We start from the raw sequence: 8,222 nt of genomic DNA on the forward strand, positions 1-8,222 counted from the left end.
CCGGAAGCACCCCGGCTTTGCGCACTGTGCGCGAGCGACTGGGAAACATGGGGAGCTTGGGCACCATCAGCAAGCTGTTGCAGCAATGGCGCGCGGATCGGGAAAAGAAGATCGCCAGCGCATTGACCTTGCCGGCGGGAGTGCAGCGCGCCATTCTGGAATTTATGGGACAGGAACTGTCCAGCGCGAAAGCGGCGCTGGAAACGGAACTGGCCGAACAACAGCAAGAGGCGGCTGATCTCGCCACCGAGAATGAGCGCCAGGCTGCAGAGATCGAGGGCCAGGTCGACGCGCTGACAGCGCTCCAGGTAGAACTGGCTACCGTGCAGGGCAAAGCCGGTCAATTGGAACTCGACTGGCAGGCCGGCCAGGTCGAAATGGATCGCGAGCGCAAGGCGGCCGAGTCGGCGCGAACCGAACTGGCCAAGGCCCAGTTGCGCCTTGAGGCGATGCCGCGGCTGGAAGCAGATCTGGTCGCGGCGCGCGAGGAACTGGCCGTCGAACGCACGGCCCGCGTGGCGGCCGAGCAAGCCGCGGCGGTCACCATGGCCAAGTTCGATGCAAGCGAGCGTCGCGCCGGCGAGATCGAGGCGCGCGAGCTGGCAGCTGTTACCCACATTGCCGAACTGGAGCGGATGGCGCAGCAAGCGACGCGCGAGCTGGCATCGGCCAACATGGCTGTACAGGCCAGCCAGGCGCGGTTGGAAAGCGCAGCACGCGAGCTGGAGCAGGCGCGCGCTCTGGTGACCACCGCGCGCAATGAGTCCAAGCGCGCCAGCGAAGAGGCGGCCGAGCTGCGCGGCCAGATGCGTGCCGATACCCTTGCCGCTCAGGATGGCGCCAAGCGTGCCGGCGAGGACCGCGAACCTGGCGAGCCTCGTGCAAAAACTCCGCCGTCCAAAAAGTAAGTACCTATGTCGATCCCCCTGCCCGCCCCCGCGCAGGGGGGTGACATCGAATCTGTTTTACCAGTGCCAGCGCCACATCGGCCGCTCGCCGCCGGCGGCGCACCTCCCCTCCCCTCCGGGTCCCTGACCCGCGCCACCGACGACGAAGAGCTGATTGCGCTTTGGCTACGCCGGCCGAATCTGTCGCCGCGCACCGTGCGCAACTGCCGCAAGGAGGCTGACCGCTTCCTGTACTGGATTCGCGCGCATGGCAAACACCTGGTCGACGTCCGCTACGAAGACCTGCTGGCGTTCGCCGCTTTCATCGCCGATCCGCAGCCGGCCGACCAGTGGATCAGCGCAACGCGGTTCCCCCGCGTCGACCCGCGCTGGCGGCCGTTCTGCGGCCGGCTGGCCGATGTGTCGCAGCTGCAGGCGCTGACCGTCATCAAGAGCTTGTTCCGATGGGCTTGCGCCGCCGAGTATCTACAGGCGAACCCGGCCCAGCTGCTTACCGGCATGCGCGCAGTCAGCAGCGAAGCCATCGAGCGCCACCTGCCCCCGGCCGCGATCTCGCTGCTGCTCGAAGCGGCCGACATCCTGCAGGGCGCTACGCCAGGCGCTGCCCTGCGGCGCGCCCGCGCGCGCTTTCTGGTGCAAGCCTACTACCTCACGGCCGTGCGCCTGAATGAACTCGTCGGCGCGGACATGCGCAGTATCCGGCGCGACGACAGCGGGGCATGGTGGCTGCATGTCCTGGGTAAGGGTAGTAGGCGCGGAAAAGTCCCTGTCCCCCCATCCTTGCTCACCGAATTTCGCCAGTACCGGCAAGCGTTCGGCCTGGCCGCGCTGCCGGTGCCAAGCGAGACGATATCGCTCGTGCTGGCGAGCCGTGGCCCCCAGCGCGGCGCCAGTCATTACGCCGTCGCCGCCGCGCTAAAGGCCGTGATCCGTCGCGCGCACTCCCTTGCCCTTGAAGCCGGCATGCCCGAGATCGCTGATCGCCTGGCGGGCGCGTCGACGCACTGGCTGCGGCATTCCTCGCTGACACACCAGGCCAACGGTGGCGTGCCGCTCAAGACCGTTCAGCATAATGCCCGCCATGCCTCGATCAAGACCACCGGGCGGTATCTGCACAAGGACGATGTCGAGCGCCATGCCGAGACGCTCAACGCTTTGCGCATCGACCTGCCCAGGCAAAAATAACCCCTGCTCATCACTCGATCACTTCGCGCAAATTGCCGTTTGCGACCCCTTTGTAGAGCCCGACCATTTTTGCGCCGCCGTACAACTCGACGTGGCCATCTATGCGCACCTCGGCGGTGCCGTCGAAAAAGCGCACCGCGATGTTCTTGCCGATGTGCTGGTAGCGCTTGTAGCGGCATTGCATGGCGATCGCCTTCAACGCCGCGTTCGGATCGGGTTCGCTCATGCGCTGGGCCTGGGCTGCTTTGGCAGCATAATCAACCTTCTTCGCGTTGTGCAGCATCGCCAGGATGTAGCGGTACGCCCGGGCGGAATTGATGCCGATCTTGGCAAGGTAAGGTTTGGCGATCGCATAGACGTGCTCCAGCTGGTGGCCTACTTGCTTCGCAATGCCGAGCAGCTTGCAGATGCCGGTTGGCGAAATGCCCGTTTCAGCGGGAATCATGGCGACGGCTAGTGGCAGGGTTGGGGGGTTGCCCTTCCGATTTTCTATCGAAATCTCCTGTAGATCTTTTTTTAAACTAAGGTCAACGTATATAGCACCATCGGACATTTCTGTCTCTTGGGGCGCCATCGGGCTCGGCTTTTCCTGTGAGCCTGCCGCCGCCGGCTGTTCTTGCGGCGCGGCTAAAAGCTGCGGCTCGGGCGCTACGGCAGGTTCTGGCTGTGGCTGCGGCAGAACCGGCGCCGGCTCTGCCTGCGGCGCAGCTGGCTCGTGCGACTCCGGTGCTGCGGTTGGTTCCTGATGCTCCTGTCGCACTACTGGGGCCGTCTGCTGTTGCGTCGAGGTTGGCCTCTGCTTCGTTACCGTAGGCAAGTCCACTAAATCGCACAGGGCATGCGTGAAGACGTAGCGTCGTGACTCAAACACCCCGTACTCGGATCGTCCCTCACTTGCTGGTAGGACCCAGTCGTAATCCCGGAAGATGCGCACCGCGCGTTGCACGGTCTTATAGCTGACACTGGCCTCTGTCGCCATACGGTCGAAACGCGCGCGAATGACGGCAAGGCCGTTTTGAGCAGATGCCCTGGACACCAAGGTTTTGAGGACCAGAAGGGTACTTTTTGTCAACCGTCGGAAGGTTGGGTGGGTTTCAACCCTCATCAAGGCAGCTTGTATAGCCGTTGGAAGATGCAAGTATGGCCGAGCGATATCACTAAGAGCTTGTGCGGGCACAATCTATCCTATCTGTAAGGCAAGCAGCCCTACAAAGTGTTTGACGAGCACACTACTGGGGTATAGGATGAAGGTTCTGAGGTTTCACCGTATCTGTAGTGTTCTAATTAACTGTTGTTAAGAAAGCCCGGCCTGCAAGCTGGGTTTTCTTTTTTGTAAGGTGCTAAATCAAGTTAGCCTCTCAGGAAAAAACGAAAAACCCGGCTCTGGGCCGGGTTTGGTTTATAGGTAAACTCACGATTATTACCGGGTAATAAAGGATAAGTCATTGATTTCATTAGATTATGCGCCGCCTTCGGTAGCGAGTCTTCTCAGAAAATCATCGACTTTCTGGTGAACCTCATCACGGTCTAAGGATGTGTCCGCAAGGCGAATCACAATGTCCCGTTCTTTGGCCAGCGTAACGTACCGCGCGTCCCCAGTGGTAGTAGTGATGAAGTGGCGCACAAGCTTCTTGGGTTCGGTATTCTTGATGGATGCAAGTTTTTGGGCTACCCACCCTTTAATCGTCGCTTGATCCGCTCCAGCTTGGACTCGCGCTAAGGCTTCGAGAATGAGGTGGTGACTGCTCGGCTGTTCCTTCCACATCGCCGTTACAACCTTCGCTGCTTTGGCTCCGATCAGCCCTGGATCGGCATCGAGCATTTCTAGCACAGGCTCGGGCAGGTCTAGCATCGACAGGCAATTTGAGACTTTAGGTTGTGAGCATCGAAATAGGCGAGCAACCTGAGATTGATTGGAAGCGTAGCCGTCCTTTAAGGCATCCCGGTACATCAGAGCATGTTCATACTCACACACCCCTTCAACTTCATTGTCGAGCATGCAGTCAAGCTTAGCCTCACGGTCTGTTCGCTCAACCACTAACGCCGATAATTGGGGAATGAGGCCATGTTTGGCCGCGTATTTTCGCGAATGCCCTTTGATGACCTCATACCGACCTGCCTGGACAATGCGGACAGTAATTGGAGTACGTTGGCCAGCCTCAAGCATTGACCCGGCAAGTTCAGCAATTTTTACTGGATCGTATTTTTTCCTGTATTGGAAAGGGCTGTCATCCAACAAATCTACATTGATGAGCGCCTCTCGGCCGATAGTGCTGGTTGCGGAGGACGCGGCCTCTGCTGCGACAGCAGCCTCACGTGATCGGCGCTCCTCACCACTTTCAAGCGAGCTTGCGTATTCTTGGGTTGTCGATAAATCAATTTTTGGCGTTATTTTCCCAGACGCAACAAGTCCTGAAAATTTCATAGGTTGTCGTTGCTTACTCATGCCACTACCTCGTCAACGGCCGGAGCAGCGCTTAATTTCACGTTATACAGCTTGATAAGAGCTTTTGTTACATCAATGATATCGCGTGAGCCTACGCTGTTCGGTTCCTTTTCGAGCACGGGCGCTGACTTCGTGTAGTCATCAAGGTCCGTTTCCCGCAGAAATCCTGCAAAATCGCGCACGATGGTATCGTTTAAGTAGGCAGAATACTTGCTCCCCAATTTCTCTAGTGCATCAATGTGCGACTTATACGTCTGGCGGTATCGGTTAGCGATGATATGCAACCCCAGGGGCGGCGAGTTCCGCCGAATCGATTGATTAATTTCGCGAATGTTGGATTCAAGCACCTCCAAGGCCAGTACCGATTGCGCTTCCGGAATGACAACGGCAGTGATGATGTTGCACGCTGCCATAAAGACGGTTGTGAGCAAGGAAGTCCCAGGAGCGGAGTCAATGATAATGACCTCGTACTGCTTGAAAAAATCAGATTCCTGTTCCATTAGACGCTGAAAAAGCGTCTCGCGACCCATGGCGGAAATCATCCACGAATCGTTGGCGAGCGTAATATCAGCCGGGATGAGATCGAGCATTCCACCGGAGTAAACGGGCACGACAGCATCGCGAATCTTGGTCGGCTGGTTTCTGGAAGCGCGCTCTAATAGCGTACCTATATGAGTAAGCGGAAGATTAATATCGAAACCGAGTTGCTTGCTTAAGGAGCCTTGTGGATCTCCATCGATTACCAAGGTTTTATAGCCAAACTGCGCGAAGCACGTCGCGGTGTTCGAGCTGATGGTTGTTTTACCTGTTCCACCTTTGGACATGCGAAAGTTGACTACTGGAGGCAATTCTCTACATGCCTCGGCAATTAGGCCGGGCAATAGCTTTTGCCGAATGCGTCTAATCTCTGTCGCATGGTACGTTTTGTGCGCTCCCCCCGCAGAAGCGGGCGAGCTGTCGCCTGCCACTTCCTTCGCTAGTTCACGAAATTTCTTGTCTGCCCCAGTGAAACCAATGAATTCCTTGGCAAGCTTGAGGCGAACACCATGGAAAGGGCGCAGTACATTTTCAGCAACCATTGTGGGCTTTCTAATTTCGAGGGTATGAGCATAATATTCGGCTGCAAGCCTAATTGCAAACAATTTTCCGAAAAATTAGGATGGGGTTCAATAGGGGGGTCTAGTCTTTCCTAAAAGATCTAGAGCACAAGAAACAATACTAGCTTTCTTAATCGGTGTTGACCAAGTCGGGAATGTCGATGGACGACACCCCTGTGGCAGTGCCCGCGCTTATTTCGAGCAGGCACTGCCGGCTCGGCGGGTCGGTTATTCGTCGAGAATCTCATCCAAAGCATCGAGCCAAGTGGCGCCTGGCGCAAAGGTGCGCAAGACAGCGCGGGTGCCTTTCGTACGCACCACCATGGTTGGATTGCGGCCGGGGTCGGCCGGCTTCCAAAGCACCGACACTGCCCAGCTAAGTCGGTCGGCGTTGCGCTGTTGGGCATGCAGCACGATGCGCATGTGGTCCAGTACCGCAAGAGGGTTGAATTCGATGTGCGGCGCGATGCCTGCTGCGGCGCCGATGCGCGCGCACAAGTTTTCGAGGTGCTCTTCAGCGGTGGTTTGGCCAACCTCGGCCAGCTGGCCGCGAATGCTGCCGACACATGCCTCGGCCTGTGCTTCATTGATGCCGTCCGTTGAGGCAATTGCCTCGACCAGAATGCTGGCTGCGCGGTCCATTACGGTCTGTTGGATCGCGACGCGTTCACTTAGGGCGGCGATGTGGTTGGCGGCCGCGTCGGCGGTCGGGTCATTGGCGAGGCGCAGTCGCGTGATCAAGTCGTTCATGTCGTGATGTGTAAAGGTCGAGAAGGTCGAGATAGTTGGCGATGGTGGTGCCGAGATCCTTGCGGTAGCCGCCCAGGGTGAGGGCGGTCATTGCCGACGATGGCAAGCAGCTCGCGCAGGATCTGTGCGCCATCAGGAAAATTCGCGCACGCCACGCAATGGGCGGCGTGGCGGCATGCGGGTGTAGTTTTCATATGCGCGGTTTGGTAGGGCGGGCCACGGTCGGAGGGCCAGGTTCAGCGTGGCGACGTGTGTGGCGATTCGTGCGGACAAAGCCTTTACGCTGGCGTGTCGTCAGAGGGAAATGGCGTAATAACGGCTGTCGGATCGATGGCTTTATAGGCCGCCATCAGCGATGCCGGCATGGTGCCGTCCTTGTTCGGCGTCGCGTACAGGACAACAGTGCCCGTGTTCGGCGTAAGCGGGATGACGAACGCGGCGATGGTGCAGATGTCGTGTTCCTTCAATAATTGTTCAATGCATCCCCATAGTGGATCGATTTCATCCTGGAACACTTTTTGGACACCCCCGATAGATAGTCGACATATGGGGCCTTACTGGGACAGCTCGGCGCGGCAGCCGAGAGGGGCGGGCGAGGAGTGCGCGACGTTGAGAAACACGACTGCGCAGACGAGCACGACCAGTGCCGCGATGTAATGACGTTTCACGGATGGTTCCATCGGCTGGGCACACGGCAGCAGGAAGAAATCCGGTGTGCGATTGGTGTTAGTTTCTTTCATAGGCTCCTGGGGTGCGCTTTGGGAAAATGGTGCCGGCACGTCGCCAGCAACTACAACATAATATTGCAATTTAACGAACTTGTTGTAATTTTTTATTTCACAAAAAAATGTGAGAATTGGTGATAAATGCTTTTATTCAACATTGGCCTTTTTTGTAACTTCATTCCGCTATATACTGAAAGGCCGCCCGAGGAGACATGCATGCCAGTCCAGTTGCCGCTTTACCGTCACCCGACAATGACGGTTGTGATTGATGATGATCGTTCTTCACTGGCCGTACTGGATTTCCACCTCGAACAAAGCCTGGCAAAGACCACCTTCAACCGGGCTCGCGCGGCACTCGACTGGGTGTCGGACATTTTCAGCAGGGTGGACCCAAGTGGACCCCAACTGTTGGGCTTTGAAGATGAGTGCGGTGAAGGGGGCACGACCGCCGAAAGCGACCTGGAGCGGATCTATCACTTTGTCGGCGATCCCCAGCGTTTTTCGCTGCCCACCGTCGTGGTGATCGATTACGCGATGCCGGACATGGATGGGCTGGAGTTTTGCGAGGCGGCCGCCGATCTGCCCTGCAAGAAAATCATGTTCACTGCTCGCGCCGACGCGAGCTTTGCCGTGGCGGCCTTTAATCGTGGCCTCATTCATCGGTTTATCCGGAAGCAGGAGCCCGACGCCCTCGACCAGCTGGAGGCGGCCATCGACGCTCTGCAGAACACCTACTTCCTCGATCAATCACGCAGCCAGGCCGGTCAGCTGGGCGCCCACGAGTTTGGATTTTTGCGCGACCCGGCTGCGGCCGCCATGGTCCAGGGCCTGTGTGATCGCTACGGATTCGTTGAATACTATCTTTTTACCAATCCCCACGGCTTTCTGTTCTTTGACGCCGAAGGAGCGCCCACGCTCGTCCCGATGATGAACGCCAGAAGCCTTGAATGGCACGCCGATATCGCTGCAGAGGAGGGTGCGCCAGCGGAGCTGTCGGCCGCGCTGCGTGAGCGCCGCGTGGTGCCGTTTTTCCATACTGGCGACGGATGCTGGTCCTCCGATCTGCCAGGCGACCCGCTGAAATACTGCAAGCCACCGCAGGTCACGCGGG

9 protein-coding genes are annotated in these 8,222 nt (G+C 58.0%); 3 read left to right on the top strand and 6 right to left on the bottom strand.

Annotation, left to right across the window (positions count from 1 at the left end; translation table 11 throughout):
• Together F2P46_RS34935 and F2P46_RS34940 are read left to right on the top strand one after the other, a co-directional pair.
• The coding region (locus tag F2P46_RS34935) for a DNA-binding protein (RefSeq protein ID WP_166899002.1) at positions 1-908 on the top strand (908 nt) is incomplete at its 5' end.
• A gap of 6 nt (positions 909-914) precedes the next feature.
• Positions 915-2,093: a site-specific integrase gene (locus F2P46_RS34940; protein WP_166899004.1), complete on the top strand. Its 1,179-nt coding sequence runs from the start codon at positions 915-917 to the stop codon at positions 2,091-2,093.
• A 10-nt stretch (positions 2,094-2,103) separates the two neighbouring features.
• On the opposite strand, the gene F2P46_RS34945 is transcribed toward F2P46_RS34940, so the two are convergent.
• From F2P46_RS34945 to F2P46_RS34970, 6 genes are all read right to left on the bottom strand, one after another.
• Entirely contained in the window at positions 2,104-3,198 is a 1,095-nt protein-coding gene (locus tag F2P46_RS34945) for a hypothetical protein (RefSeq protein ID WP_166899006.1), read from the bottom strand.
• Positions 3,199-3,552: 354 nt separating this feature from the next.
• Complete coding sequence (locus F2P46_RS34950) at positions 3,553-4,539, bottom strand: ParB/RepB/Spo0J family partition protein (RefSeq protein WP_166899008.1); 987 nt, start codon at positions 4,537-4,539, stop codon at positions 3,553-3,555.
• Positions 4,536-5,618, bottom strand: a complete 1,083-nt coding sequence (locus tag F2P46_RS34955) for a ParA family protein (protein ID WP_166899010.1) — start codon at positions 5,616-5,618, stop codon at positions 4,536-4,538. The genes F2P46_RS34950 and F2P46_RS34955 overlap by 4 nt, the downstream gene beginning before the upstream one ends.
• Positions 5,619-5,864: 246 nt before the next feature.
• A complete protein-coding gene (locus tag F2P46_RS34960; RefSeq protein ID WP_166899012.1) occupies positions 5,865-6,386 on the bottom strand; it encodes a hypothetical protein in 522 nt (173 codons plus the stop codon).
• Between the two features lie 278 nt (positions 6,387-6,664).
• On the bottom strand, positions 6,665-6,853 hold the full coding sequence (locus F2P46_RS34965; RefSeq protein ID WP_166899014.1) for a hypothetical protein: 189 nt from the start codon (positions 6,851-6,853) through the stop codon (positions 6,665-6,667).
• 87 nt (positions 6,854-6,940) lie between these two features.
• Positions 6,941-7,126: a hypothetical protein gene (locus F2P46_RS34970; RefSeq protein ID WP_166899015.1), complete on the bottom strand. Its 186-nt coding sequence runs from the start codon at positions 7,124-7,126 to the stop codon at positions 6,941-6,943.
• A 201-nt stretch (positions 7,127-7,327) separates the two neighbouring features.
• Here F2P46_RS34970 and F2P46_RS34975 point away from each other — a divergent pair.
• Positions 7,328-8,222, top strand: an 895-nt coding sequence (locus F2P46_RS34975; RefSeq protein ID WP_166899016.1) for a hypothetical protein, incomplete at its 3' end; no start/stop codon positions are given.

It is taken from the genome of Massilia sp. CCM 8734, assembly GCF_011682155.1.
GTDB lineage: Bacteria > Pseudomonadota > Gammaproteobacteria > Burkholderiales > Burkholderiaceae_D > Telluria_A > Telluria_A rubra.

What these genes read in the sequence shown, in the direction of transcription:
- F2P46_RS34955 (WP_166899010.1), bottom strand. Translation starts at nt 5,618, where the DNA reads ATGGTTGCTGAAAATGTACTGCGCCCTTTCCATGGTGTTCGCCTCAAG.
- F2P46_RS34945 (WP_166899006.1), bottom strand. Translation starts at nt 3,198, where the DNA reads ATGAGGGTTGAAACCCACCCAACCTTCCGACGGTTGACAAAAAGTACC.
- F2P46_RS34960 (WP_166899012.1), bottom strand. Translation starts at nt 6,386, where the DNA reads ATGAACGACTTGATCACGCGACTGCGCCTCGCCAATGACCCGACCGCC.
- F2P46_RS34970 (WP_166899015.1), bottom strand. Translation starts at nt 7,126, where the DNA reads ATGAAAGAAACTAACACCAATCGCACACCGGATTTCTTCCTGCTGCCG.
- F2P46_RS34940 (WP_166899004.1), top strand. Translation starts at nt 915, where the DNA reads ATGTCGATCCCCCTGCCCGCCCCCGCGCAGGGGGGTGACATCGAATCT.
- F2P46_RS34950 (WP_166899008.1), bottom strand. Translation starts at nt 4,539, where the DNA reads ATGAGTAAGCAACGACAACCTATGAAATTTTCAGGACTTGTTGCGTCT.